This is a genomic window from Alteromonas pelagimontana, from assembly GCF_002499975.2.
Taxonomy (GTDB): domain Bacteria; phylum Pseudomonadota; class Gammaproteobacteria; order Enterobacterales; family Alteromonadaceae; genus Alteromonas; species Alteromonas pelagimontana.
The window spans coordinates 283,155-308,231 of sequence record NZ_CP052766.1; the positions used below are offsets into that span (position 1 = coordinate 283,155).

Here is a 25,077-nt window from a genome sequence, read left to right on the forward strand (position 1 = left end):
TTACTCTCTTAACGCTGCCCCAAACTCGGATTCCAGACCATTAACCACTGTCTCGACCGCTTGCTGAATTTCAGCTTCTTCAAGTGTTTTATCCGGATCTTGTAATACCAGAGACAAAGCCAGGCTCTTATAGCCGGGTTCAATGCCCTTGCCTTTATACACGTCGAACAAGTTTAGGCCAACTAGTTGATTTACGCCAATTTTTTCTATAAAAGAAAGAATCGATCCTACCGTGATCTCATCTTTAACCGTTATCGCTATATCTCTACGGTTTGCAGGGTACTTCGAGATCGCTTTCGCTTGCGGCAAATTACGTCCAATCAAAGCGTTAAGGTTAATCTCAAAGACAAACGGACGCCCATTGACACCTAGCAGCTTAGTAAATTGAGGGTGGATTGCCCCAACTACCCCGGCGGATTCTCCATCGAGTAATATTTCAGCGCTCATTCCCGGATGTAACGCCGGATGGGTCGTGGCAACGAAAGATAGACCAGCTTTTCCAGTAAGAGCAAATAACGCTTCAACATCGCCCTTTACATCGAAAAAGTCTACAGCTTCGTCGCTACCACTCCAGCTTTCAACATGCCGCCGACCTGCAATAACACCGCCTAATACGGGCTGCTGCAGGACACCGTTAGGCTCACCTTCGCGTGGTAAGAAACGAAGACCGGACTCGAACAACCGAATGCGAGACTGTTGCCGCTTCTGGTTGTAAGCCGCAGCAGCCAGCAACCCAGGCCATACGCTCACCCGCATTACTGACATGTCTGATGAAATAGGATGCGGCAACACCATTCCTTTTTCGTCAGGAAACAACGCATTTTGCACTTTTGGGTCGACGAATGAATAGGTAATGGCCTCATCGTAACCACGATTTGTCAGCACCGCTTTTAACGTATTGACTGATAACTGGCTCTCCTGAGCATCCAGCATATTTAACTGAGCGGTTGGAGCAACATTGAGAATATTGTTATATCCATACACCCGAGCCACTTCTTCAATTAAATCTTCTTCAATGGCAATGTCAAACCGATAGCTGGGAACTTGCGCCTGCCAGCTATCTTCTAATTGCGTTACCGTTAGTCCCAAACGGGTGAGCATCTCGGTAACTTTAGCAACTTCTATATCAATGCCCAGTACACGCTTTAAGCGGCTGCGACGTAACGTTACTGTAGTGGAGGCCGGAATATGTTCATCAGAAACCGCCTCAACCACAGGGCCGGGCTGGCCGCCGCATATGTGTAAGATAAGGGCTGTCGCCCGTTCCATTGCCTTTCTTTGGAGTTGAGGATCAACGCCCCGCTCATAGCGGTGGGAGGCGTCAGTATGAAGACCATACTGGCGTGCCCGTCCCATTATTGCGTCACGCGCAAAAAAAGCACTTTCCAGCAAAATATGGCGAGTACTTTCATTCACCCCTGAATCCAGCCCGCCAAAAATGCCAGCCATTGCCAACGCTTTATGATCATCAGCAATAACAAGGGTGTTATCTTTTAACTCAACCACTGATTCATCCAATAACGTCAGCGATTCACCGGCATGAGCAAGACGAACATTGATGTTGCCGTCAATACTGTCCAGATTAAATGCGTGCATAGGCTGGCCAAGCTCCAGCAGCACGAAATTAGTGACATCAACGATAGGATCGATACTGCGAATACCACAGCGCCGCAGTTTTTCCGTCAGCCATAGCGGAGATTTAGCTTTAACGTCTACATTACACAGCACCCGCCCTATATACCGCGGACAAGCATCAGCAGCATGCAAAGAAATTGTTAGCTTATCGTCGATGTTGGCCGGTACAGGCTCAATAGCAGGCTCATTGACATCAATATTGTTCAGTACGCCTACTTCGCGGGCAATACCTCGAATTCCCAGACAATCTGCCCGATTCGGCGTCAGATCCACTTCAATCGTAGCATCATCCAATTGTAGGTAATCGCGAATATCTTTTCCGACAGGCGCATCTTGCGGGAGTTCAATTATGCCGTCATGATCGTCGCTAATACCCAGCTCGGAAAAACTGCACAGCATACCCATAGAAGGCTCGCCGCGTAATTTAGCTTTTTTAATCTTAAAATCGCCGGGCAATACGGCTCCAACTTTTGCCACTGCCACTTTAATGCCTTGACGACAATTAGGCGCACCGCAAACGATATCAACTAACGCGTCTTCGCCTACATTAACTTTCGTCACCCGTAGTTTATCCGCGTTAGGGTGTTGGCCGCATTCTACAACCTCGCCTACCACCACTCCGCTGAAATCGCCAGCCACGGCATCTACACCATCAACTTCCAAACCAGCCATACTTAACTGCTCTGACAGCTCGGTTGTAGACAATTGTGGATTTACCCACTCTCTTAACCATCTTTCACTAATTTTCATACTACGCTCGCCTTAGTTGAACTGCTTAAGAAAACGTAAATCGTTTTCAAAGAATGCGCGCAGATCTGTTACGCCGTAACGCAACATTGTCAGGCGCTCAACACCCATACCAAAGGCAAAACCAGTATATTCTTCAGGATCAATATTTACCGCTTTTAACACGTTCGGGTGAACCATGCCGCAACCGAGCACTTCCAGCCACTGACCATTTTTACCCATTACATCTACTTCGGCAGAAGGCTCCGTGAAGGGAAAATAAGAGGGGCGAAACCGGATTTGCAACGACTCTTCAAAAAAGTGATGCAGGAAATCGTGAAGAATACCCTTCAGCTCAGTAAAGCTTACGTTTTTGTCAATCATCAACCCTTCAACCTGGTGGAACATGGGTGTATGGGTTTGATCATAATCGTTACGATACACTCGCCCAGGTGAAATTATCCGCAAAGGCGGCTTCTCTACCTCCATGGTGCGAATTTGTACACCAGAGGTTTGTGTTCTCAACATCACATCTGGATTAAAATAAAAGGTATCATGATCTGCACGGGCAGGATGATTCGCCGGAATATTCAACGCGTCAAAGTTGTGGAAGCTATCTTCCACTTCCGGGCCGGTTTTTACCGCAAAGCCCAGTTCAGAGAAAAACTGCTCGATTCGTGCAATCGTGCGGCTGACGGGATGCAGATTACCCGGTAACTCCACCCTTCCCGGCAAAGTGACATCGATAGCTTCTTCCGCCAGTTTTTTATTGAGTTCTTCTGTGCGCAGTGCCTCGCCTTTGGCCGCAATTGCCTGCTGGATGTGTTGTTTAGCCTGATTGATTTTCTGACCAGCTGCCGGGCGCTCTTCCGCTGACAGCTTTCCCAAGCTCTTTAACTGTTCAGTTAATTTACCTTTCTTACCCATAAACTCAACCCGAACCTGGTCGAGTGTCGCTGCATCTAACGCAGCATCAATCTGGTCTTGTGCCTGATGAATTATCGCTTCAAGCTCCATGTTTTCCCCAACTTGGCATGTAATAAAGTGACTGCCTTTGCACATAAGCAAAGCAGTAAGCCTGAGTGTAAAAGCGATAGTTTACACGACAGACAAAACATCGGGCTACCCTAACAAGCTGAATAATCCGTATTTTCTAATAAAAAGAGCAAAAGAACTGTATTAAAGGCCGGGGCGAGCAGCTTTTTCCTTTTTGGCAGGGGTAGCCTGATAAGAAAATGGCGAAGCTAAATTTTCGTCGATGGGATGAGCGTGGTGAGGGTATAGCAATTTAGCAGAGGGAAAACATAGAAATAAAACGAAAAACGGCGAGCATCCTGCTCGCCGTTTTCCGAAAGAACTTAAACTTAATTTAGTTAAAAAATTAAGCTAACGCACCTTTAGCTGCATCAACTAATGCAGTAAAAGCTGCTTTGTCATGTACTGCGATGTCGGCAAGGATCTTACGATCGATTTCAACAGACGCTTTTTTCAGACCGTTAATGAAACGGCTGTATGACATACCATTTTGACGCGCTGCTGCGTTAATACGCGCAATCCACAACTGACGGAATTGACGTTTACGCTGACGACGGTCACGATAGGCGTATTGACCAGCTTTAGTTACAGCTTGTACCGCTACGCGATAGACGCGTGAACGAGCACCGTAATAACCTTTAGCCTGTTTTAAAACTTTCTTGTGACGAGCACGTGCAACTGTACCGCGTTTTACTCTAGCCATTATTCAGTCTCCTCGTCTTAAACGTATGGCAACATGCGCTGAACCAATTTGGTATCAGAGTCATGAACCAGTTTTTTGCCACGTAAGTGACGTTTACGCTTACTACTCTTCTTGGTCAGAATGTGACGCAAGTGAGACTGCTTGCTTTTAAAGCGGCCAGAGCCCGTTTTCTTAAAACGTTTGGCTGCACCACTGTTAGATTTCATTTTAGGCATTGCTAAAACTCCGCATTGGTTAAATAGACATAGAATGTGCAGTCATCTTGATGTCTGTTGATATTTGCAGCAAGGTGTTGCGGGTTGCAGATTCCCGAAAACTTTAAACCTTAACTACTTCTTAATTGGGGCAAGCACCATGATCATCTGTCTGCCTTCTACCCGTCTAGGGAAAGACTCACAGTTGGCAATGTCCTCCAAATCACCTTTAACGCGATTTAAAAGTTCAATGCCGATCTCTTGGTGAGCCATTTCACGTCCGCGAAAACGGATCGTGACTTTGGCTTTATCCCCACTTTCCAGAAAGCGACGCAGGTTGCGCAGTTTTACCTGGTAATCGCCTTCATCAGTGCCAGGGCGAAATTTAATCTCCTTGACCTGAATTTGCTTCTGTTTTTTCTTCTGCTCTTTCTGAGCTTTACTTTTCTCGAAGAGGAACTTGCCATAATCCATTATTTTGCAGACTGGCGGCTCAGCATTCGGACTAATTTCAACCAGATCCAGGGTTGCAGCTTCTGCTGACTGTAACGCTTCACTTAACGTTACCACTCCTACCTGTTCACCTTCCGCACCGATCAGTCTAACTTCTCTTGCGGTGATTTCATCGTTAATGCGGGCTTTATCGCCTTGAGCCTTATTGTTAGCGCCTTTAATGTGCTATTCCTCCAAAAACTTAATTCTTACGCCTGTTACGATTCTTCGATATGTCGTAACAAGCACCTTAATTGGTCAACTAAATATCAATATGATTATTTAATCGTTTTTTCCGCGATTTCCTGATTAGCCAGGGAAATAAACGAATCCAAGCTCATTTTGCCTAAATCGTCACCGCGACGTGACCGTACTGCTACCTCGCCAGCCTCTACTTCTTTATCGCCAACAACCAACATATACGGAACACGCTTTAATGTGTGCTCGCGGATTTTAAAGCCAATCTTCTCATTTCTCAAGTCAGACTTTGCTCTAATCCCATTTTCTTGCAGTTTTTGCACACATTTGTTGACATAATCCGCCTGATTATCGGTAATATTCATGACAGAAACTTGTAACGGCGCTAACCATAATGGAAAGAAACCGGCATATTCTTCTGTCAAAATACCGATAAACCGTTCCAGCGAACCAAGTATGGCGCGGTGAATCATTACCGGCACTCTACGTTCGCCATCTTCAGCTACATAAGTGGAACCTAAACGCCCCGGCATGGAAAAGTCCAACTGCACCGTTCCACACTGCCAGGCACGATCCAAACAATCATGTAATGTAAATTCGATTTTCGGGCCGTAAAAAGCGCCTTCACCAGGCAAATAATGAAACTCAATGCCTTTTTGTGTCAGTACATCAGCCAGTTCTTTTTCCGCTTTGTCCCAAATTTCGTCGGATCCTACCCGGTTTTCCGGACGAGTAGACAGTTTTACTACTATCTTATCAAACCCGAAAGTTTGGTAAGTTTCGTAAATCATGTCTATACAACTACTGACTTCATCGAAAATTTGATCTTCAGTACAGAAAATATGTGCATCGTCTTGCGTAAAACCGCGAACGCGCATAAGGCCGTGTAATGCACCAGAAGGTTCATTTCGGTGACAACAACCGAATTCAGCCATGCGTAGCGGAAGATCGCGGTAAGATTTCAACCCCTGGTTAAAAATCTGCACGTGACCCGGGCAGTTCATCGGTTTGATAGCGTATTCACGCTTTTCCGACTCGGTTGTGAACATGGCATCGCCAAACTTGTCCCAGTGGCCAGACTTCTCCCACAGAGACCGGTCCATCATTAACGGGCCCTTTACTTCACCATAGCTGAATTGGCGCAGTTTTTTACGCACAAACTGTTCAAGCTCGGTGTAAATTGTCCAGCCATCGTTGTGCCAGAATACCATGCCCGGCGCTTCTTCCTGCCAATGAAAGAGATCCAGGGCTTTACCGATTTTACGGTGATCGCGCTTTTCTGCTTCTTCCAGACGAGTAAGATAAGATTTAAGCTGCTTTTTGTCAGCCCATGCAGTGCCATAAACTCGTTGCAACATTTTATTGTCGCTGTCGCCGCGCCAATAGGCCCCAGCCACTTTCATTAACTTGAAATGGTGACAAAATTTCATGTTCGGCACATGAGGGCCGCGACACATATCTACATATTCTTCATGATGGTAAAGCCCGGGGCGATCATCATGACTGATGTTCTCATCCAGAATTTGCATCTTATAGTTTTCACCGCGCTGTTCAAATACGTCCCGCGCTTCTTGCCAGCTGACTTTTTTCTTAACCACGTCATAGTCGGTTTTCGCCAGTTCCAGCATCCGCTTTTCCAGCTTCTGCAAGTCTTCCTGACTCAGGCTGTGGTCCATATCAATATCGTAATAAAAGCCATTATCGATAGTAGGACCAATTGCCATTTTTGCATCAGGCCACAGTTGCTTAATAGCGTGGCCCGTTAAATGGGCGCAGCTGTGGCGAATGATTTCCAAACCTGCTTCATCTTTTGCAGTAATAATCTGTAGTTGAGCGTCTTGCTCAATCATATCTACCGCATCAGCAAGCTCACCGTTAATTCTTCCGGCTATGGTTGCCTTAGCCAGACCAGGACCAATGTCTTTTGCGACATCAAGCACAGAAACGGGATGGTCGAAAGCACGCTGGCTTCCATCGGGAAGTGTAATTACAGGCATTTTATTTCCTTTACAGTGGTGACGCCTACTCTGCGCCACTTGTCTTATTTAACAAATTTATCACCGGAATGTGGTGGAGCAAATCGCGGGAAACTAACCTGCTTCCCATAAAGTTTACGGATTATAACGGCTTAACTGAGGCATGCAATGACTTCCCTAACGCCCGCGTCTAATTCGGCAAAATGCGTATAAAAACTGAGCTATTCACTAAGTTAATGGGACTGCCGATATCTCAATTTTTTCACTGAAAAAGCAGGTTCATATTGAAATACAATAAAGATGACAAAAATCAACCTCCGCTAGCAATGGAATTTTTTTTTGCCATACTGAAAGTGAGTTCCTTAAACACCGGTATGTATGTGGCATTTTATCTGTGAGCACATCAGCGAGGCAACCAGCGCCTTATTTGTCTGTCAGCACCGAACCCGGGTTTCTGGCGGCGACACCCATGCCTGCTATATTATCCGTGACGATCACCGGCGATTTTTTGTCAAAGTCTGCCCTTTGCAGACGCATGCGAAGCTTTGTTTTGAAGTAGAAGGTTTAGAGGCAATTGGAGCAACAAAGACACTACTCACCCCGAATATCATTTGTCATGGAATCGTAGAAAATCACAGTCATCAGACAGAATTTCTGGTACTCAATCATGTAAAATTCATTGATGGACAGCCTGAAGACTGGAGATTACTTGGCCAACAGGTGGCTACGCTGCATCAACAACCTGCGGCGGGGCAACACGGGTGGCATCAAAACAACGTCATTGGTAGGTCAATTCAAACCAATCGGCAACAACAAAACTGGGCAGCCTTTTTTGCCGAGCAACGCATTGGAAGCATGTTGGAAAGGTTAGCCAGAGTAGTCCCCCCTTTTACCAATATCGATGCGTTGGTCACGCAAGTTGTCGGTTTTTTAAAAGATCATAATCCCCCCGCCTCGCTTTTACACGGCGATCTCTGGCATGGAAACGTCGGCTTTTGTAAACGAGGGCCTATTGTTTACGATCCAGCCGTTTACTATGGCGATCGTGAAACCGACATTGCCATGACCACGCTGTTTGGCCGATTTCCCTCGACATTTTATCTCGGATACCAAGAGCAATGGCCTTTACCGGAGGATTACAAAGAGCGCATGTCGCTTTATCAGCTCTATCACCTTCTTAACCATGCGCTGATTTTTGGCGATCACTACCTGTCTTCGGCGAAATCTGCCATTATTGCGTTTCAGCAACACGCATCACGTTAAGGATTTTTAATGACGTCATCCGCACCCGTCGCTCTTATTACCGGGGCAGCGAAACGTATAGGCGCTGTTCTCGCCGAACAGCTCCATAGCAAAGGCTTCTGCGTTATCATCCACTACCATCACTCCCAAACTGCCGCCGAAGCACTTGCGCATTCGCTGAACCAACGCCGGGATAATTCGGCAATCACGTTACAAGCTGATCTTTGCGATTTAGACGCGGTTAACCAACTTGCGTCTGATGCTCAAGACGCGTTTGGGCGAATTGATTTACTGGTTAACAATGCCTCGGCCTTTTATCCCACTCCCATGGGTAGTATGACCAAACAGGATTGGGACATACTCGTCGGTAGTAACGTACAAGGGGCGCTGTTTTTAACGCAAGCGTTAGCTGCGTCACTTCGAGCACAAAATGGCAGTGTAGTTAACATGATAGACATGCATGTAGACAGGCCACTTCCTCAGCATGCTATTTATTGTCTGGCAAAATCGGCGCTGGTGTCTGTTACTCGCTCATTGGCAAACGAACTTGCCCCAGCCATACGGGTAAACGGTATTGCACCCGGTGCTATTTTGTGGCCGGAAAAGACGCTTTGTGAAGATGAAAAAAATCAGATGCTGGCAAGTATTCCGCTTAATAGACTCGGTTCACCAGATAATATCGCTCATGCCTTAACCTTTTTAGTTGAGGCGGACTATGTGACCGGACAAGTTCTCTACGTTGATGGCGGTCGCAGTATCATGTCTAATGCCAGCGCCTGATTTTGTGGCTACAGCTCTTCGCCTGCTTTGCATAGGCGTGGGACTTATGGGATTAACCGGTTGCTTTGGCTCCGATGACATTAAAAAAGATCTTGATGAATATCGGGTTCGGCTGGCAAGAGTATTAGATATTCAAATACCTCAACATTCTGCTATCACTGAATTACCTTTACCCGCTGCGGGGCAGCTGCGCACGGATATTCCCGCCTTTATCCTACCCATGCGGGATTTTTATGCTATTCAGCACTGCGAACTGGGCTCTCTGGTTGCACAGCAAAATACAGCGATTGGAAAAACAGCGCTGCCGTCGCAAAGACTGCGCTACGAAATGGCGCTGGTTAATACGCTTGACGCTTGTATTAATAGCATTCATACCACACACCCGGCATTGGCTGAGCAACTCCAACAGTGGAAACATGTAAAAGTACAACAACGTCCCCACGTGTGGGCGAACATGATTCAGACGAGCGAGGAAATGCGCCTGGCTCTTTCCTTAAGCCCGGAATTTCTCGATGCGCAGCACAATCAGGATGCCGGCGCGTCCATTGCGGCGCTAGCGTTTCTTACTCAGTTGCGAAACAGCTCGTTATCCGATTCCGCCAATATTGAGCCGCAGTTGCAAGTGTTACAGTCTTCTCGTCTTCCTGCCAAAATCTGGCGAACTCAGGCACTCATTGCCCAACAGCTCAACGCCCTGACCTCGGCAATTGCTGCTCATTCTGCTACTTTACCATGCCCCGAAGGCAAAGCGAGCGAGCAAGTAACGATTCTGCGCAATGTATTTTATCGCTATTTTATTGAAAAGGTGCAGCCTGTGGGCAGTCAACTTAATCGGTATCATTACCTGCTGAATCCCACGTGGGAAAGCTGGCTCACCGATGACGCACTTCATCCCGCATTCAAAAATTACATTCGCACGCACAGCGTCGAGGGCTTCGCGGCTTATCAACATGCAATCGATGTTCACGTAAAACTTTGGCAGCAGCTACTTAAGCGCTGTAATCTATCCCCCGTTGCCCCCATCAGTGCGGGTTAGTATTAAAGAATATTTCCGCCAGTTTCTGGATCCCGAGCTTGCGTTGCCTGTTTTCGAATATTGTCATTTTCACTAGACACATCTTCATGATGTTCACGATGTGCCAGTTTAGCAGCAGATATGCGGCTCTCTTTAGCAACCACAACGTTCCCTTCCAGCTGCTCAGGAGCGGCAATATTAGCTTCGTTACTGGCCTGGGTGTGCACATTAATGCCTTGAGGAAAAATAACTTCACGAGCGTCATCTGGCATACTGATATTATGGGAATTAAATAACACGACCATTTTGCGCATCAATACCGACCCCATTTTCAACACGCTGGTAGCTTCTACATCAATCCAAAAGTAAATTTTCAGGTTGATAGTGGCAGAGCCAAGATTATCTACCAGTACCTGGGGTTCAGGATCGTTAAGCACATGAGGATGGGAAGTCAGTAGTCCCACAGCTAATTGCTGGGCTTGTTTCGCGTCGGTGTCATAGCCGATGCCGATTGAGAAGTTACCTCGCATTTTGGGATTTGCTGTCAGATTTTTAATTACCCCTTTATAGATAGAGGCGTTGGGAATCTGAATATGATTGCCATCAAAGTCTACCAGCGTGGTAGCTCTTGCCGTGACTTTTTGCACCACCCCTGTAAATGCATTAATCTCTACCACATCACCTAAGCTAAATGGCCGCTGCACCGTTAACAATAAGCTGGAAATGAAATTTTCCGCAATATCACGAAAGGCAAAGCCTAGAATTAAACCCACGACGCCGGTGCCGCTGATAATAGCAACGGCGAATTCCGTCAAACCAGCCAGCTTCAAAAATAAATAGCAGCCTAACAAAATAACAAACATGCTTACTGCACGGCGAGACACTGAGCGAATGAGATCGCTTTTTGTTAAATAATTAAATGGGCTCAACACCAGCCGAGCAACCGGGCCGGCCAGCAGTATTGTTATAAGAAATAGCGCAGCCCCAAGGCCAATACTGGGTAACTTAGCTAAAAAGTTCTGCCACATAATAAATGCCGAAGTGCTAATACTGTTTATATCAGTAGACAACGTTGCAGCTCCTTCCTGAACGGCAAGATTTACCAGTGCCATATCCATCTGATTTTCCCTTCAGTTCAGTGTCTTCGCATTGCAAAGGTATGTTTTAGTGAAATCCATCCTCATGCCTGTTGCTGGTTTTTTCCTTTGTACAGCTAAAGGCAATAGCAGGTTCATCAGTCAACGCGGAAAACGGAAATCACACTGCTCTGGACAGGCGATGATTTACCGATATTTTGAATGGATGCCCGGACAAATGGCGGCGGCAAACTGCACCGCCTTAGGATGGTGAAATAACCAGATAGGATCCAAGACCAACGGTAAAAATAAAACTTCCCCACAATGCATGCTCAATTACCACAACTGGCGTGGATTGGGTGCGAATATAGCGGTAACCAAACAACGCGCCACCGCACCAGGAGAGCACTACCGCCACCCAGTTACCGTACACTGCGTGGGCCAATCCAAATACGAACGTACTTACTGTCCATCGCCAGTTCTTCGATGGCAGAATTTTCTTGTAACGATGAAAAAAATAGGTGCGGAAGATGATTTCCTGAGGAATTACCGATATCAACGGATAAATGAGTAACGTTAACAGCCAAACCATGGGCTTCTGAAGCGGCCACTGTAAAAATAGCTCTGGCTTTATTAGATAAACGCCGACGGTAACTACACTCGCCCACGGCAGAAAAAATAAAACGCTGTCAGCAAGATGCACAGAAAAATCCTGCCAATGCCATAATTTAACGCGTTTAAACTGCCTGTCATTTAACAGAATAAGCAGACACACGAGCGCCATTCCTCCCAGCAGCGCCATTAGCCAGGGCGCGACATGACGCAGGGAGCTCATGATGATCACGGGAAGGATTACAAAAACACCAATTAATTCTGCCCATAACCTGGTCACGGTTTCACCTCTATCACCTAATTAATGTCCACTCCTTTATAAACGGATAAAGAGCAAATAGATTGATAAAAATTTGTCCCCGCGACTTTAAGTAGCGGTTGGCTTTCATTAAAGATTCCATTACTTTAGTGAAAGTTTTAAGCGTTACCGGTGACTAGCGTGCCACAAACCCCAAACGTGATGACGTTAATTGAGCAGTCTTACCCTTCTTTATCCCCATCAGCCCGCAGTATCGCTAATTATCTGCAACAACAGCCGTTAGCGTTGATCAGCCAGTCGATTGCAGAGATTGCGACTAATACTAAAACGTCCAAAGCCACTGTCAGCCGCTTTTTTCGTCAGCTGGGATTCGCTTCTCATCAAGATGCCAAACAAGCACTACTCGCACTACGAGAAAGCGGATTCCCGCTAAATACAAAATCATCTTCGCTTTCGAGTCATATTGAACAGGAGCAAAAGAATCTTTCGTTAACGTTTGAGGGCCTGAATGCGCAAACGCTGCAGTCGGTCGCCACGTTGCTCGCTACATCCAGCAGAATTTCGCTGATTGGCTTTCGCAACGCATATCCTTTGGCGCTGCACTTTCGCCAGCAGCTAAAGCAAGTTCGCAGCACTGTTCGGGTGCTACCTCAACCTGGACAAACACTGGCAGAAGATTTAACCGATATGGTGGACGATGAAGTGGTAGTGTTAGTGGGTTTTCGCCGTCGAACCCGTATATTTAAAAAGATAATTGAAGCTCTGGCTAATCACACCACCGTACTTATCACCGACCCCACTGGCCAGATCTATAACCAGTCGGTTGACCATTTACTTGTCTGTCATCTGGGGCAGGACTCCCCCTTTGACAGTTACGCCGCGCCGATGAGCCTGATTTCGCAACTCTGCAATCAGGTTTATGCTGCTTTGGGAGACAAAGCAGGGAAGCGAACGAGAAGAATATCACAACTTTATGCTCAACTTGATGAGCTGGAAATCTAATAAATGAACTAATTTCTTGAAAAATAGTAAAAAGGAACTAACCACATAAATTACCTTACGGAATCATCAATATCTGACAAGTTGCTTTTTTGATGATTACGTGCCATTGGTAAAATAATGCAATCTTTTTCACTGTCTCAGGTCGTATATTCAGAGAATTAAAAACTTTCGGAAAAATTATGGAAGCAGCGCTAATTTCGGTAGAAGATGTATCAGGCATTCTTGCTTTCTGGTTTGAGGAACTTGAGCCTGACCAGTGGTTTAAGAAAGACGAAGGGCTGGATAACTTGATCCGCTCCCGATTCGCCTCTGTGCATCACGCTGCTGCTCGCTGCGAATTATGGCCGTGGCGCGCTACACCTTATGGTCGCCTGGCGGAAATTATTTTGCTTGATCAATTCTCTCGTAATATTTTTCGCGACCAGCCCGAGGCGTTTGCCACCGATCCTCTCGCGCTGGCGCTGGCGCAAGAAGCGGTGAGTGTGGGAGCGGACAAAGCGCTCACGCCTCAGGAAAAAGCGTTCCTTTATATGCCGTTTATGCATAGTGAGTCTCTTGAAGTCCATAATGTTGCAATGGAACTTTTTAATGATGAAAGTTTGGCCTCTCATTTCGCAGCGGAACAAAAGCACCGCGATATTCTGTTACAATTCGGGCGCTATCCTCATAGAAACGCTATTTTAGGTAGAGATACGACAGAAGATGAAGAAGCTTTTTTAAAACTCCCAGGCACTTCTTTTTAAAACCAACTCGGCCAAGCGCCTGTATAAGGGGCTTTTTTTAATATTCTGCAATTTTTCTTTCATTCTCTAATCGATTATTTTCTGAGACATTTCAGACTGTTATACTAATCCGCGTTGGCGGATTCCTCTATGTCCCGCCGGGCGCGGTTTTATCAGCTTTTGAGCTGCGCCAATGGCGTTCAATTTAACCCTACTAAATCTTCACGATATTGGCTTGTCAAAAGTTGAAAGATTCTCGCGCTGAGGGAGCGCGCATCAATGCGGATTAATATTCAGTCACGACGCCAGTCCGCTGATAGCCGCAACGCTCAGGAAATCAGGGAAGAGCTTTTACCCCACAGTGCCAATAATTTAGATAGAAACCGGCACCGTTTCAGTTGACATACATGTGAAACGATTGTTTCATAACGGCAATGACAGAAGGACCTTTATGAATCATCACCAATCCTCCACGCCTTTCATGCCAGGCTCCCAGCAGCAGGTAAAGCTGTTTTCGGCTGCACATCGCAGAGCCACAGGGCAGCTAAGCAACCTGCGTCTGGCAGTAAAAGATCTCTTTCATATACAAGGCATTCCTACCACGGCTGGCAATCCTGCATGGGCCTCCAGCCATCCTATTCCAGAACAGACCAGCTCAGCCGTGCAAAAATTGCTGGACGCCGGTGCCGAATTTGTCGGCAAAACCCTTACCGATGAACTTGCCTACAGTTTAGAAGGACGAAATATTCATTTTGGTACCCTCATCAACCCTCAAACACCGTTACGGCTTTCGGGAGGCTCGTCATCCGGATCTGCAGTCGCTGTAGCCAGCAAATTGGCAGATATTGGTTTGGGTACAGATACCGGAGGATCCATTCGTGTACCAGCCAGCTATAATGGTTTATATGGTCTTCGGCCTACTCATGGTGTGATTGCTATGGACAGCACGGTTCCGCTTGCCCCACCCTTTGATACCGTCGGGTGGATGACCCGGGATTTGGACACAATGGCTAAGGTAGCGAACATTTATTTTCATGCAGCGCTTCCCCAACGTACACGCTTTACTCTGGGTGTTGCCGACAATTTACTCGAAGAATCTGAACATGGCAGCGAGATATTACAGTGGCTACGGGAGCACACGTTCAGTAAGGCTATTGACCTTAAGGGTCTCTCTTTACCAATGGAAGCATGGAAGCCAGGTCAGACTTTCCGCATTTTGCAAGGTCACGCAATTATTGGTGAGCACGGCGAATGGTTGTCACGGGTTAAGCCCGCCATCGCATCTGATATCCAAACGCGGTTAGACTGGTGCAGAACAATCACCGAAAGCGATGTGGTAAGGGCTCAGAAGCAGCGAGATAAAATAGCCGGCGGCCTTGCAACTCTTTTTAAACATTACGATGTGCTGGTAATACCTACCACACCAGGGCGGGCGCCGTTACTAGATACACCTGAAGATGCCCTTAACAGTTATCGAAATCAGTTGCTTGATTTTACTGCAATTGCAGGACTTGGTGGTTTGCCCCAGCTTCATATTCCCGCCTGCTTAATTGACGGCGCTCCCTGTGGCTTATCTTTGGTAGGTATAAAAAACAGTGATCTTTCGCTGCTTGCCATGGCACAACGTTTAACGGAATAACGTATTATGAACGAGAAAAAACAGATCGGCTTTACCGCGCCCCACTATGCTGCAGCACAAGTGGGGAATCAAATTTTGGAACGCGGCGGCACGGCAATCGAGGCCATGGTGGCTGCAGCCGCTTCTATCGCCGTAGAATATCCTCACATGAACGGTTTGGGTGGTGATGGCTTTTGGCTTATCAGCGAACCCGGTAAAAAGCCCATAGGAATTGATGCCTCTGGCGTCGCTGCGAAACTGGCAAATGCTGATTTCTACGGTAGTGCAAAAACAATCCCTGCTCGCGGCGGCGAAGCGGCATTAACCATGGCAGGAGCGGTAGCAGGCTGGAAAAAGGCGCTGGAAATCAGCGCTGGCTGGCAACAACCTATCGCGTTAAAAACGCTGCTGGATACTGCGATCAGCCAGGCAAACTGGGGAGTGGAAGTAACCCAAAGCTTCTCAGATGCCAGTTTTAAAACCTTTGACGAGCTAAGCCAGGACCCGGCTTTTTCTCCCTTTCTCATTAAAGGGAAAGCGCTTAAAAAAGGAAAAATTCTTAAATTAACGGCGTTATCAGCCACATTGCAGCGATTAGCCGAAGCCGGGTTGGAAGATTTTTACCACGGTGAAGTAGCACAAAAGCTCGCTGCCGATTTAGAAGCTGCTGGCTCTCCAATTCGCTTAGAGGATTTTAAAAGCTACGAAGCTAAACAAGTTGAGCCGTTGTCGGTGACTACGCAAAAAGGCACTTTGTACAACTTGCCGGCGCCCACTCAGGGCATTGCATCACTTTTGATTTTGGCGCTATACGACAGAGTCTGGCAGCAAGGCCACAGCGACGCTGACATGGTGCATTTGCTGATTGAATCGACTAAACAGGCGTTCATTGCCAGAAACCACTATGTCACTGACCCATCGCGGTTAGACATCGATCTTTCCTCTTTGCTGACCGGCGACAGCCTTAACGCAATGCAGCAATATATCCGAACTGATTCCGCGCAACCCTGGCCCCATGAGGCCGCCCCAGGAGATACGGTGTGGATGGGAGCGTGCGACAGTGAAGGACGAATGGTTAGCTATATTCAAAGCCTTTACTGGGAGTTTGGCAGTGGCGTGGTAAGTCCTTCTACCGGGATATTGTGGAACAACCGTGGTACGTCATTTTCATTGGATTCAGCAAGTCAGCAGTTTCTAAAACCTGGGCTGAAGCCTTTTCATACACTTAATCCAGCATTTGCAGAACTTAAAGATGGCCGTCGGCTAAGCTACGGTACGATGGGCGGCGAAGGCCAGCCTCAAACGCAGGCAGCCATATTCAGCCGTTATGTCTATCACAATCAACCGTTAGACAAAGCCATTACGTTAGGCCGCTGGTTATTGGGCCGCACCTGGGGAGATGAATGTCATAACCTTAAAGTAGAGCGCGATCTGGCTGAATATGTTGGTGAAGAATTGAAAGCCCGGGGGCACGATATGGCTGTGGTGGAAGCTTGCAATGAACTTATGGGCCACGCTGGCGCAGTGGTGAGACATGAAGGCGGACGCGTTGAGGCGGCCACCGATCCGCGCAGCGACGGCAAAAGCTTTGCGCAAGAAATTGCTGATAAGCATTAGGAGCCAACACCATGCAGTTTATTGTAGAACACCTCAGTACCATTTTAGCCATGATGGGAACGGGTATATTTGCAGGTTTGTTAGCTGGATTGTTAGGTGTTGGCGGCGGCATTGTCATCGTTCCTGTTCTGTTCTTCCTATTTCAGGCGCTGGGAGTGTCGGCTGAATCTTCCATGCTTATCGCCACCGCAACCTCATTGGCAACTATTGTCCCCACTTCTGTCAGCTCTATTCGCGCACATCATGCCAAAGGCAATGTGGATTTTTCTTTGTTGAAAGCCTGGGCACTATTTATTTTGCTTGGCGTATTAGCGGGTAGCTTCGTTGTCACCATGATCAATGGGGAATGGCTTACGCTGTTATTTGGCGTTATAGCGACGCTTTCAGCGGCGAACATGCTCATCGGACGCAAAGACGCGTTTTTCTCTTCGTTACCAGGAAGAGCCGGTCAGAGCATGATGGCGATCTGTATTGGTTTTTTTAGTTCCATGGTAGGAATAGGCGGTGGGACGCTCACCGTACCTACCCTGACCTTCTGCAATTATCCTGCGCACAGAGCCGTTGGTACAGCCGCAGCAGTGGGATTGATTATTTCTCTACCTGCGGCTATCACCATGTTACTTCTGGGCCAACGCCCTGAAGATGCCCCCTTTGGCACTATCGGTCTCGTCAATTTGCTGGGTTTTGTCTGTATTGTTCCGCTGACTGTATTGTTTGCACCATTAGGTGCCAAACTTGCTAACCGACTGGATGCTGGCGTCCTCAAAAAGGTTTTTGCCGTTGTTCTTATTATTACAGGCCTGCGGATGCTGGCTCAATTTTTCTTTTAGGAATCTTTCATGAAGGTGCTATCTCCCCCGCCACGACTGCTTATGGGCCCCGGCCCGATTAATTGTTATCCCCGTGTTCTGGCTGCGATGTCGACACAATTAGTGGGGCAATACGATCCGGTTATGACTGGATATATGAATGAGGTGATGGCGCTGTATCGTCAGGTATTCAATACTCAAAATGAGCATACAGTGCTGATAGACGGCACTTCCCGAGCAGGCATCGAGGCGGTTCTGGTTTCATGTATTGAACCTGACGATAAAGTACTGGTGCCCATCTTCGGTAGGTTCGGCTATTTGCTGGCGGAAATTGCCGAGCGCGCAGGTGCCGACGTGCAAACTATTGAAGTGCCATGGGGCGAAGTTTTTGATCCGCAGCAAATTGAAGATGCCATCAAACGCGTAAAACCGAAGGTGCTGGCAATGGTGCAAGGCGATACGTCTACCACAATGTTACAGCCATTGGACGAAATTGGCGAAATTTGCCGCCGCCTTGACGTACTGTTCTACTGCGATGCCACTGCCTCTATTGGCGGTAATCCGCTGCTGACAGATGAATGGCAGTTAGATGCCGTTTCAGTAGGGCTGCAAAAATGTTTGGGCGGTCCTTCTGGTAGCGCCCCAATTACCTTAAGCCCTCGTTATGTTGACAGAGTCATGAAGCGTCATCATATTGAAGCGGGAATTCGCGACCCTCACCATCAGCAGGCTAGAGGCAGCAAAATTCGCTCTAACTATTTTGATATACCAATGATCCTGGATTATTGGGGTAAAGAGCGTCTGAATCACCACACTGAAGCAGCCACTATGTTGTATTGTGCGAGAGAATGCGCCATCAATTTACTTGATGAAGGGCCACACCGGGTCATCGCCCGCCACCAAACTGCAGGAGCAGCAATGTTAGCCGGAATTCAGGCAATGTCGCTGAAGCCGTTTGGCAATATAGAGCACAAAATGAGCAATGTGGTGGGAGTCGTCATTCCTGACAACGTGAATGGCGAAGCTATTCGTCAAGAATTGCTACTTAACTTTAATATTGAAATTGGTACCAGTTTTGGCCCGCTGAAAGGGAAAATATGGCGAATTGGTACTATGGGATATAACGCGCGTCAAGATACGGTGCTGCATACACTTCAGTCACTAGAGACGGTGCTGCGGCGTGCAGGTTTCAATCTGGCAGAGGCCGGGGCCGGCGTTGATGCGGCCATGCACATTTATGGTGGCGGCGAATGACTGACTTTACCGCTGCCGCCAGTCAAATTATGGGCCGCCTTGAAAAACTCGGCCGTATCAGTCAATCGGAGCAGTATCTGGACAGGCGTTACCTGACTGACGAACACATGCGGACTAATCAACTGGTGGCAAAATGGATGGCTGAAGCCAGCATGCACACCTGGCAGGATGCCGCCGGTAATCTGTGGGGGCGATATCCTTCATCAACGTCCAACGCTCCACGTTTTATTATCGGCAGCCACCTGGACACCGTTCCCAATGGCGGCAAATATGACGGCATGCTGGGAGTAATAGCACCGATAACATTGGTTTCATTGTTGGCACAAGTCCAGCATACGTTTCCGTTTCATCTGGACATCGTGGGCTTCGGTGATGAAGAAGGCACGCGATTTGGTACGACATTATTAGGCAGCAGAGCCCTTTCCGGCAAGTGGCTTGCGTCATGGGGCGAGCTAAAAGATCAGGATGGCGTAACCCTGGCCCAGGCGATGAAAAATTTTGGACTTGATTTTGATTTGGTCTCCGACGCGGCGTTGTCTGCCACTGAACTTCTTGGATACGTAGAGTTGCATATCGAGCAAGGCCCGGTGCTTGAAGGTGAGGGTCTGGCGGTAGGCGTAGTGAGTGCCATTGCAGGAGCCCGTCGCCTGGAAATCGCGGTTACCGGCAGTGCCGGTCATGCTGGCACCGTTCCCATGTCAATGCGCCAGGATGCGCTGTGCGCCACCAGCGAGATGATTCTTGCGATTGAAAAAATGGCAAGGGAACAAAATCTGGTTGCTACCGTGGGCAAAATCGTCAACCGCCCAAACGGGGTAAATGTAATTTCTGGAAGCACCACGTTTTCTCTGGATATTCGTAGTGAAGACGACCGGCACCGCGATACTGTTCTGGAACAAATCATGCTTAAGCTTGAACAAATTGCGGCGCAACGTGGTGTCGCTTTATCAAGCACACAAACGCACAATGCACCGGCGGTAAGATGTGATGCTCTGCTACAGGAACGGCTGGAAAAAGCAATTAAAGCCTGCGGATACCGCCCTTATACGCTGGCATCCGGGGCCGGCCATGACGCAATGGCAATGGCTGATATTTGTCCGGTGGCAATGCTCTTTACCCGATGCGACCGTGGGATAAGCCACCATCCCGCAGAAGCGATTATGCAAGAAGATGTGGCAACAAGTTTAGCGGTAATGCATCACATGCTTTGCAATCTCAGTTCATAGTATTCAGCTTTTACAGGAGTAATCATGAAAATCCCCAGAATTTATAGCGATGACAAAGGAAAAAGTCATTTTGGCGAGGTGGAAATACCGTTGTCTGACGGTGGCCCTATCGGGCTGTTATCTGAGAGATTTCCTGCCGGTAATATACTGTTTCGTGAAACGCCTGCCGATTACAATTTTGAGTGGCACCCTGCCCCTGCTCGCCAGCTTCTTTTCATCATTAAAGGCAGAGCAGAATTTAAAGTTTCCAGCGGCGAGCGACACATATTCGGCGCAGGTGATGTGCTTTTGCTGGAAGACACTACGGGAGAAGGCCACTGTAGCAAAGCCATGTTCAATGAAGTACGACATTCCATTTTCGTGACCTTACCTGATGACGTCATTTTCGAAAATGCGGACAACGAGACTGAGCGCTAAACAGCGTTGCTTCGTTTGCTTTCACCATCATTGGGCGTCTCTCCCTCCGCCAGGGCAAGGACGGTGAGACGAAATTACTTTTCTCTGGAACAGGTTAGATTTTACCCTTATTTTCAATACCTTAGGTGTTGGCAATGCTCTTGCGCCTTTGGTCAGAAAATTGCTTTTCGTCCTCCTATTGTTTGAATAGGTTAAATTAGTATGCTTCATCGCATTGCAGTAATGTTGTTTCTTTGCCTGTGGACCGCTTCGTCTCTGGCCAGTTCACTTTCTCAACCTTCTATGAACGCCTGGTTTCGCGACTTCAAAAAGACCGCTGACCCCGCAGCCCTTTATCGTTTTCTATGGAGCTTGCCAAAAGGCGGTGATCTTCATCATCACTTAAGTGGAGCAGGATTTAGTGAGTGGTGGTATGAGCTTGCTAGCGATATCAATACCAACGGCGGCTATCAGTACTACACGCGCACGGCGATTAAAAGCTGTCGAGGATACGGCAGCAACGAGTTTGGCAGCAATCCGCAGTACCTTATGTTTCGCACCATTCAGGCGTCCACCTTTGAAAAACTGTCAAGCTGCGAACAACAAGAATACGAAAAACTACAAATGCTATCGCCTGAGGAAAAACAAGGGTTTTTAGAAAGCATCCGCTTAGACAAGTCACACGAAGGCCGAAACGAATTTTTTGAAACCCATTGGCAACGATTGAACGAATTGCCGCAAAATCCGACGCTGGTTGCGCAAATACTCCTCAAAAATATGCGGGCATTTTCCCTTGAAGGACTGCAATATTTGGAAACTCAGGTCAACGTGCAGCGAAACTTGAAACCTGACGGCACACTATATACCGAAGACGAAGCACTTATGGTTTACCGCCAGATGCTTGAAAGTGAAGCGGCTCAGGAAACTGGCGTGAAAGTAAAATTCCAGTACGCCCTGCTGCGCTTTTTACCTAACGCAGAGGAGCAACTGCGCTGGATTTACGGTTATGTCGATAATCACAGAGACATTTACGTGGGCATTAATATGGTGGGCCGCGAAGACAATGACAAAGGTCACCCATTGCGCTTCCTTCCTATAATGAGGGAAATGCGGCAGAAATATCCCGCGATAAACTTAGCTATTCACGCCGGGGAAGTTGATGAACCGAATTTTCATGTGAGAGATACCCTGCTGCTAGGCGCTACGCGCATCGGCCATGGTATAAATACCATTACCGATGCTGATACGCTCCTGCTTATGCAGCATGGCCCTTATCTGATTGAAATTAACCTTATCTCTAATCTTTTGCTGGAATATGTGCAGGATTTTAGCCAGCATCCCTTTGCCGAGTACCTGAGAACTGGCATTCCTGTTGCGCTATCTACAGACGACAGAGGCATGTGGGACAGTACGTTAACTGACGAATACTTTGTCGCTGTCAATGAATTCAATTTGTCCTGGGACGAAATTGTCGCTATCACCCGTAATAGTATTCTTTATAGCTTTCTCCCCGATACGGAAAAGCAAAAGCAGTTAGCTGAGCTTGATTCACGACTCATGGCGTTTGCGCTGGCACGACAACAAAACCAGCCTCTGCCACCAGCTTCTGAAAAACGCCGTTTTATCTGTCGTTATGAACCAGCGGTGTGTCGTTAAATATATAGGCCGTTCCTAACGCGCGCCTTCCTTTTTCTATTACACCAATCACTATAGCTGTTGGCGTTTTGCCAGGTGTGTATTGGTGCAGGTAAACCCTGCTCTTTCCCTACCGTGGTGCGGCCTTACGCCAGCCACTACTCCTTAACATTTTCGTAACCTGGACACCGCCGTCGCAGGATGGTTATTTCTTTATTTTTCAAAAAGATACAGCGACTTAAAAACCTGACCAGCTGGACCAAAACTGGCATCTAACGTGCAATTCGCACAGCAAGAGACAGTCAAGGTCCGCTGCGCTGTCTGCACTTCAGAAATATAAAACAAAAACAGAGGAACCACATGAAACACACACATTTATCTTTTTCAGCACTTTCCAAGGCTGTCGCTCTGGGAGTGTTGGTGACAATTCCCGCAACGGCACTGGCGCAAGAAACAGACGAGAAAGCCGCTAACGAAAAAGACGTAGAGAAAATTCAGGTGACTGGCTCATTAGGATCTTTACCGGGCCAAGACGTGCAATCTGTATTTGGTTTCGGTAAATCGATACTAGAAACACCCCGTTCTGCATCAACCATTTCTGATGAACAGATGGCACGGTTTAACGTTTCCGATATTGATGAACTGGTCGCCTTTGCCCCAGGAACCTTCACCCAATCATTCTTTGGTGTCGCCGGTTCTCTGGACGTGCGGGGGAATCCTGGAGAAAATTATTTTCGCGGCATGAAGCGTTTGGATAATCCGGGTAACTATCCTGTCCCTATTGGTGCATCAAGCCGGATAGACATTGTTCGGGGGCCTGCATCGCCAATTTACGGGCCCTCGAAAATCGGCGGCTACCTGAACTTTAACCCGAAATCCGCGCGTGCCTCTTCCGGACAATATTTAGATGCGCCGACTGGTGCTTTTTCTTATACCCACGGCACCTGGGATAAAAGCATTCTCGCCGCAGAAGTCGGCGGCCCGACAAGTGTAGCGGGTAAAGAAATGGGCTACTACGTGTATGGCGAAGTGGAAAATTCCGGCAGCTACTATCAAAATTCCGCTACTGACCAAACCATTTTACAAACGTCTTTCAATGTTGATATTTCGCAAAATCTGCGGTTCGAATTTGGTGGCATGTACCATAAATTTGATGGCAATCAAGTTGCGGGTTGGAATCGCCTGACTCAGGAACTGGTTGACAATGGCACCTATATTACGGGTACCGCCAAGCCTCTCGATACCAACGGCGACGGCTCAATTTCCCATGACGAATATGGCGCAGAGGGTGTCGATCTGGCTGGTGCAGCAGGATTTTATGTACCAGCGGCCGCCTTTACAGATGCCGATGCCACTGAGCTAATGCAACTGGACAATTCTGGCACTACCATTTTGTCCGGTTCTCAGGTGTTAGTTGCTGCAGATGATCGGCTGGAAAACAAAGCCACAACGCTCTATTTTGATGCCATTTATTACGCAGGCGATTGGGAAATAAAGAATCAGCTATTTTATGACGCCTACGATAACATCAATGAAAACGCTTATGGATATTCCCAATTTCACGATAGCTGGGTAGTTGAGGATAAAATCATATTTGCAACCGAATATGAAAGAGAAGGAATGCTTGCGCAAGTGCAGCTCTCGCCGTCGGTTCGCTACACCGATTTTACCCATGGCGACGATTTTAATTACGAATACTTTAACCGCCGCGATCTTACCGGCCCCTCAACGGCGTTAGATAAGCGGGAACTGGCTACCCGCATTGGCTATAACTACGACAACTATGATGCAGGAAATTATCTTGACGTTGGCATAGCGGCAATGACAGATATTACCTGGGACTGGGGACTGGACGTGGTTTTAGGTGTACGTTACGACACCATTGATATTGAAAGCACATCACGCGGTGATTTGCTTTTACCCGTTTTGGGAAACACCGAAATAATAACAGAGAAAGAGACGGTGGACGGCACGTCGTGGAACGTTAGCGTTTCCTATAAAACGCCACTAGGGATCATCCCCTATATTACTGCTGCTGAGCAGGCCACTTTGGTCGCCGGTCAGGGTGCTGAAATCAACATCAGCCAAATGAATAATCCTGATGGAAGCGGCGCTTTTGATACCTCGGAACTGTTTGAATACGGCGTGAAAGGATCGTTTCTTGACGACAGTTTGTATGTGGCAGTATCTGTTTATGATCAGGAGCGCTCCGATTATAACTCCCAAAACACTGTGACTAACAACACCACACAAAACGAAGGAATGGAAGTTGAGGTCAGATGGGTAGTCAACGACAATCTGGTGGTCTCTGCCGGCTATTCGAAAACTGAAGTCGTTAACCTAACCGCCCTGGAAAATGGTTCACAGTTTGGTTTTCTCGGCGCCGAAGATTTGGTCAACTTAACAGATCCTGCTTTAATATTTGGTGGCAATGTGGTGGGACTGAATCTGGTAGGCCCCGGCACCAGCAATCCTGATGGCCGTAAAGCCGGTATTCCGGAAAATATATATTCGCTCACTGCCACCTACGATTTTCAGAACGGATATGCAACCAGCCTTAGCGTGATTGACGTTGACGAAACTGCATCTGGTTTCTCCGGTGCCGTAACGCTGCCCTCTTACACCTTAGTGAACGCAGGACTTTCTTATCAAACTGAAGAGTGGGCGCTCAACTTCACTGTAAAAAACCTGACCGACGAAACCTACTTTCGCGCCAACTTTCCTGACTTGTTTGGTAGCCAAGTGGTTCTGCCTGAGTTACCGCGCCACCTCAATGCGAAATTTACCTACAACTTTTAAATATGTCAGAACCCGGCGCAGTTTCAACACGGTTAGAAGCTGCGCCTCGCTAATAA

General features: G+C 47.5%; 21 protein-coding genes. 13 read left to right on the forward strand and 8 right to left on the reverse strand.

Annotation, left to right across the window (positions count from 1 at the left end; all coding sequences use genetic code 11):
* The 6 genes from pheT to thrS form a co-directional block, all read right to left on the reverse strand.
* Complete coding sequence (gene pheT, locus CA267_RS01275; protein WP_075609150.1) at positions 1 to 2,385, reverse strand: phenylalanine--tRNA ligase subunit beta; 2,385 nt, start codon at positions 2,383 to 2,385, stop codon at positions 1 to 3.
* A gap of 12 nt (positions 2,386 to 2,397) precedes the next feature.
* Positions 2,398 to 3,378: a phenylalanine--tRNA ligase subunit alpha gene (pheS, locus tag CA267_RS01280; RefSeq protein WP_075609149.1), complete on the reverse strand. Its 981-nt coding sequence runs from the start codon at positions 3,376 to 3,378 to the stop codon at positions 2,398 to 2,400.
* A gap of 364 nt (positions 3,379 to 3,742) precedes the next feature.
* Positions 3,743 to 4,099: a 50S ribosomal protein L20 gene (rplT, locus tag CA267_RS01285; protein ID WP_075609148.1), complete on the reverse strand. Its 357-nt coding sequence runs from the start codon at positions 4,097 to 4,099 to the stop codon at positions 3,743 to 3,745.
* A gap of 17 nt (positions 4,100 to 4,116) precedes the next feature.
* On the reverse strand, positions 4,117 to 4,314 hold the full coding sequence (gene rpmI / locus CA267_RS01290) for a 50S ribosomal protein L35 (RefSeq protein WP_075609147.1): 198 nt from the start codon (positions 4,312 to 4,314) through the stop codon (positions 4,117 to 4,119).
* A 114-nt stretch (positions 4,315 to 4,428) separates the two neighbouring features.
* Positions 4,429 to 4,968, reverse strand: coding sequence for a translation initiation factor IF-3 (gene infC / locus CA267_RS01295; protein ID WP_075609146.1), 540 nt, complete (start codon positions 4,966 to 4,968; stop codon positions 4,429 to 4,431).
* A gap of 95 nt (positions 4,969 to 5,063) precedes the next feature.
* Entirely contained in the window at positions 5,064 to 6,980 is a 1,917-nt protein-coding gene (thrS, locus tag CA267_RS01300; RefSeq protein ID WP_075609145.1) for a threonine--tRNA ligase, read from the reverse strand.
* 357 nt (positions 6,981 to 7,337) lie between these two features.
* Here thrS and CA267_RS01305 point away from each other — a divergent pair, with 357 nt between their 5' ends.
* The 3 genes from CA267_RS01305 to CA267_RS01315 are packed head-to-tail and all read left to right on the forward strand — an operon-like array spanning position 7,338 to position 10,017.
* Positions 7,338 to 8,222 carry a fructosamine kinase family protein gene (locus CA267_RS01305; protein WP_075609144.1) on the forward strand — a complete coding sequence of 295 codons (885 nt, stop codon included), beginning with the start codon at positions 7,338 to 7,340 and terminating at the stop codon, positions 8,220 to 8,222.
* Positions 8,223 to 8,231: 9 nt separating this feature from the next.
* The gene (locus CA267_RS01310; RefSeq protein ID WP_075609143.1) at positions 8,232 to 8,981 is read left to right on the forward strand and encodes a pteridine reductase; all 750 of its coding nucleotides are present in this window, start codon (positions 8,232 to 8,234) and stop codon (positions 8,979 to 8,981) included.
* Positions 8,968 to 10,017, forward strand: a complete 1,050-nt coding sequence (locus CA267_RS01315) for a DUF3080 family protein (protein WP_075609142.1) — start codon at positions 8,968 to 8,970, stop codon at positions 10,015 to 10,017. The genes CA267_RS01310 and CA267_RS01315 overlap by 14 nt, the downstream gene beginning before the upstream one ends.
* 2 nt (positions 10,018 to 10,019) lie before the next feature.
* Here the strand turns inward: CA267_RS01315 and CA267_RS01320 are convergent, their stop codons facing one another.
* Entirely contained in the window at positions 10,020 to 11,114 is a 1,095-nt protein-coding gene (locus CA267_RS01320; RefSeq protein WP_075609141.1) for a mechanosensitive ion channel family protein, read from the reverse strand.
* A gap of 220 nt (positions 11,115 to 11,334) precedes the next feature.
* On the reverse strand, positions 11,335 to 11,964 hold the full coding sequence (locus tag CA267_RS01325; protein ID WP_083638404.1) for a CPBP family intramembrane glutamic endopeptidase: 630 nt from the start codon (positions 11,962 to 11,964) through the stop codon (positions 11,335 to 11,337).
* 180 nt (positions 11,965 to 12,144) lie between these two features.
* Between CA267_RS01325 and CA267_RS01330 the strand changes: the two genes are divergently transcribed.
* The 10 genes from CA267_RS01330 (at position 12,145) to CA267_RS01375 (ending at position 25,021) form a co-directional block, all read left to right on the forward strand.
* On the forward strand, positions 12,145 to 12,945 hold the full coding sequence (locus CA267_RS01330) for a MurR/RpiR family transcriptional regulator (RefSeq protein WP_075609140.1): 801 nt from the start codon (positions 12,145 to 12,147) through the stop codon (positions 12,943 to 12,945).
* A 179-nt stretch (positions 12,946 to 13,124) separates the two neighbouring features.
* Positions 13,125 to 13,688, forward strand: coding sequence for a DUF924 family protein (locus tag CA267_RS01335; RefSeq protein ID WP_075609139.1), 564 nt, complete (start codon positions 13,125 to 13,127; stop codon positions 13,686 to 13,688).
* 430 nt (positions 13,689 to 14,118) lie between these two features.
* Positions 14,119 to 15,306: an amidase gene (locus CA267_RS01340; protein ID WP_075609138.1), complete on the forward strand. Its 1,188-nt coding sequence runs from the start codon at positions 14,119 to 14,121 to the stop codon at positions 15,304 to 15,306.
* 6 nt (positions 15,307 to 15,312) lie between these two features.
* Entirely contained in the window at positions 15,313 to 16,902 is a 1,590-nt protein-coding gene (locus tag CA267_RS01345) for a gamma-glutamyltransferase family protein (protein ID WP_075609137.1), read from the forward strand.
* Between the two features lie 11 nt (positions 16,903 to 16,913).
* Positions 16,914 to 17,732, forward strand: a complete 819-nt coding sequence (locus CA267_RS01350; RefSeq protein ID WP_075609136.1) for a sulfite exporter TauE/SafE family protein — start codon at positions 16,914 to 16,916, stop codon at positions 17,730 to 17,732.
* A gap of 9 nt (positions 17,733 to 17,741) precedes the next feature.
* Positions 17,742 to 18,965: a pyridoxal-phosphate-dependent aminotransferase family protein gene (locus CA267_RS01355; RefSeq protein ID WP_075609135.1), complete on the forward strand. Its 1,224-nt coding sequence runs from the start codon at positions 17,742 to 17,744 to the stop codon at positions 18,963 to 18,965.
* Positions 18,962 to 20,191: an allantoate amidohydrolase gene (locus CA267_RS01360; protein ID WP_075609134.1), complete on the forward strand. Its 1,230-nt coding sequence runs from the start codon at positions 18,962 to 18,964 to the stop codon at positions 20,189 to 20,191. The genes CA267_RS01355 and CA267_RS01360 overlap by 4 nt, the downstream gene beginning before the upstream one ends.
* A 24-nt stretch (positions 20,192 to 20,215) precedes the next feature.
* Positions 20,216 to 20,608, forward strand: coding sequence for a cupin domain-containing protein (locus tag CA267_RS01365; protein WP_075609133.1), 393 nt, complete (start codon positions 20,216 to 20,218; stop codon positions 20,606 to 20,608).
* A 201-nt stretch (positions 20,609 to 20,809) separates the two neighbouring features.
* Entirely contained in the window at positions 20,810 to 22,243 is a 1,434-nt protein-coding gene (locus CA267_RS01370) for an adenosine deaminase family protein (RefSeq protein ID WP_075609132.1), read from the forward strand.
* A 339-nt stretch (positions 22,244 to 22,582) separates the two neighbouring features.
* Positions 22,583 to 25,021, forward strand: coding sequence for a TonB-dependent siderophore receptor (locus CA267_RS01375; RefSeq protein ID WP_075609131.1), 2,439 nt, complete (start codon positions 22,583 to 22,585; stop codon positions 25,019 to 25,021).
* The last annotated feature ends 56 nt before the right edge of the window (positions 25,022 to 25,077 follow it).

Bases quoted from the DNA above. Each gene is read 5' to 3' on its own strand.
- CA267_RS01340 (WP_075609138.1), top strand. From the start codon at position 14,119: ATGAATCATCACCAATCCTCCACGCCTTTCATGCCAGGCTCCCAGCAG.
- CA267_RS01330 (WP_075609140.1), top strand. From the start codon at position 12,145: ATGACGTTAATTGAGCAGTCTTACCCTTCTTTATCCCCATCAGCCCGC.
- CA267_RS01360 (WP_075609134.1), top strand. From the start codon at position 18,962: ATGACTGACTTTACCGCTGCCGCCAGTCAAATTATGGGCCGCCTTGAA.
- CA267_RS01365 (WP_075609133.1), top strand. From the start codon at position 20,216: ATGAAAATCCCCAGAATTTATAGCGATGACAAAGGAAAAAGTCATTTT.
- pheT (WP_075609150.1), bottom strand. From the start codon at position 2,385: ATGAAAATTAGTGAAAGATGGTTAAGAGAGTGGGTAAATCCACAATTG.
- CA267_RS01335 (WP_075609139.1), top strand. From the start codon at position 13,125: ATGGAAGCAGCGCTAATTTCGGTAGAAGATGTATCAGGCATTCTTGCT.
- thrS (WP_075609145.1), bottom strand. From the start codon at position 6,980: ATGCCTGTAATTACACTTCCCGATGGAAGCCAGCGTGCTTTCGACCAT.
- CA267_RS01310 (WP_075609143.1), top strand. From the start codon at position 8,232: ATGACGTCATCCGCACCCGTCGCTCTTATTACCGGGGCAGCGAAACGT.
- CA267_RS01305 (WP_075609144.1), top strand. From the start codon at position 7,338: ATGTGGCATTTTATCTGTGAGCACATCAGCGAGGCAACCAGCGCCTTA.
- CA267_RS01320 (WP_075609141.1), bottom strand. From the start codon at position 11,114: ATGGATATGGCACTGGTAAATCTTGCCGTTCAGGAAGGAGCTGCAACG.
- CA267_RS01375 (WP_075609131.1), top strand. From the start codon at position 22,583: ATGAAACACACACATTTATCTTTTTCAGCACTTTCCAAGGCTGTCGCT.
- CA267_RS01370 (WP_075609132.1), top strand. From the start codon at position 20,810: ATGCTTCATCGCATTGCAGTAATGTTGTTTCTTTGCCTGTGGACCGCT.
- pheS (WP_075609149.1), bottom strand. From the start codon at position 3,378: ATGGAGCTTGAAGCGATAATTCATCAGGCACAAGACCAGATTGATGCT.
- rplT (WP_075609148.1), bottom strand. From the start codon at position 4,099: ATGGCTAGAGTAAAACGCGGTACAGTTGCACGTGCTCGTCACAAGAAA.
- rpmI (WP_075609147.1), bottom strand. From the start codon at position 4,314: ATGCCTAAAATGAAATCTAACAGTGGTGCAGCCAAACGTTTTAAGAAA.
- CA267_RS01355 (WP_075609135.1), top strand. From the start codon at position 17,742: ATGAAGGTGCTATCTCCCCCGCCACGACTGCTTATGGGCCCCGGCCCG.
- CA267_RS01345 (WP_075609137.1), top strand. From the start codon at position 15,313: ATGAACGAGAAAAAACAGATCGGCTTTACCGCGCCCCACTATGCTGCA.
- CA267_RS01315 (WP_075609142.1), top strand. From the start codon at position 8,968: ATGCCAGCGCCTGATTTTGTGGCTACAGCTCTTCGCCTGCTTTGCATA.
- CA267_RS01350 (WP_075609136.1), top strand. From the start codon at position 16,914: ATGCAGTTTATTGTAGAACACCTCAGTACCATTTTAGCCATGATGGGA.